The sequence below is a fragment of the Geomonas sp. genome, from assembly GCF_056994735.1.
This window is the reverse complement of record NZ_JBXKJL010000261.1, coordinates 1-1,365: the sequence shown is the minus strand read 5'-3', so window position 1 is coordinate 1,365 and position 1,365 is coordinate 1. Positions and strand designations below refer to the sequence as shown.

The 1,365-nt window shown below is 61.4% G+C and carries 2 protein-coding genes; one reads left to right on the top strand and one right to left on the bottom strand.

The genetic code is table 11. The annotated features are described in order from the left end of the window. On the top strand, positions 1–680 hold a 680-nt coding region (locus tag AC11W3_RS11535), incomplete at its 5' end, for an MMPL family transporter (RefSeq protein WP_484093050.1). Positions 681–908: 228 nt separating this feature from the next. Here the strand turns inward: AC11W3_RS11535 and AC11W3_RS11530 are convergent. After that, the coding region (locus tag AC11W3_RS11530; protein WP_484093049.1) for an acyloxyacyl hydrolase at positions 909–1,365 on the bottom strand (457 nt) is incomplete at its 5' end.

Here is a 1,365-nt window from a genome sequence, read left to right as displayed (position 1 = left end):
GGCTGGAAGCCTCCCCGCTGCGCGGCGTGGTCGAGCGGCACCTGATGAGCGGAGACGGAGGCTACCACCTCCTTTTTTACCTTTTCTACCGTGGAGCCGAGTTCGATCAGCGTACCTTCCTGAAGGAACTGGCAGCGGTCGATCCCTCGGCCCGGGCGACCGGCCCGGACCTGGTCAGCCGCCAACTGGAGGACTCTGTCAGGCGTAGCTTCACCTGGGCCTTTCTCCTTGGCGGCGCCGTCGTGCTCTTCTTGCTCTTTTCCCATTTCAAGTCGCTCTCCGCCATCTTCTTCACCCTTTATCCCGTTATCGGCGGGGTGATCGCCATGCTGGGACTGATGGTACTCTGCTCCATGCGCCTTAACTTCATGAACGCCATGGTGCTGGTTACGATCCTGGGGATGGGGAGCGATTATGGACTCCATCTGGTGCACAGGGTGACGGCAGAAGATGAGGAGGGGAGGCGATCGCAGTTCGTCCAGGCGGGGCGGGCGGTGCTCCCTTCAGCCCGGACCACCATCGCAGGGTTCGGCTCCCGGGCCTTTTCGGATTATGGAGCCCTGGCCTCCATAGGTTCAGCCACAAATTTCGGAGTAGGAGCCACCGCCGTGCTGGCGCTGGTCTCGCTGCCGGCCTTCATGGCTCTCTGGCCGAAGGGAGGGCCTGCGGGAGAGAAATGAGGGCGTTCCATCACTTCCAATGCGGCCTGGCGTCCCCCCCTTTGCGAAGGGGGGACAGGGGGGGGTGACTTTAGTTCACCTTCCGATGGAATCGGCAAGCTGGAAACAGCGAAGGTTCGCGCCCGGGAGGGCGCTCCTACGGAAACAGGTCCCGCCCGCTTGCTGAAGCGCCCCTCGGCGCGCAAGCCCGGCGTCTTATCCAGGGGAGAGATGTAAAGGTGAGGAATGTCACCTGAACAGGGATATCCCGAACAGGAACTTGCTTGAGTTGAGCGGCTCGTTCGGCTCTGCGGTGTTGGCATTGGAGATGTGGTGGTAGCGGTACTCGGCGGAGATCGCCAGGTCCTTGCGGAGGAGATACTGGATGCCGTTCCCGCCTCCATAGGAGAAATCGAGGCTGCTCCCCATGGTGGGCAGCCGAACTTCATCGTAAAGGAAGCCTCCGCCGGCAAAGACGTAGGGGATCAGGCGGTCATTTTTCAGGCCGGTGAAATTCCACTTGGCCAGTAGGTTGCCCCCGATGAAAAAACCAGTTTCGGGATCGACGACAAGGTGGAGTGGCAGTTCCAGCACATGCTCGAACTGGCCGCGATACCAGCCGCTGCCCATCTCGTCGCTGAGGAAATAGCCGAACCTGCCGATGAAATCGACCGTCTGGACCTGGGTCCGGGTCGCTCCAAAGCCG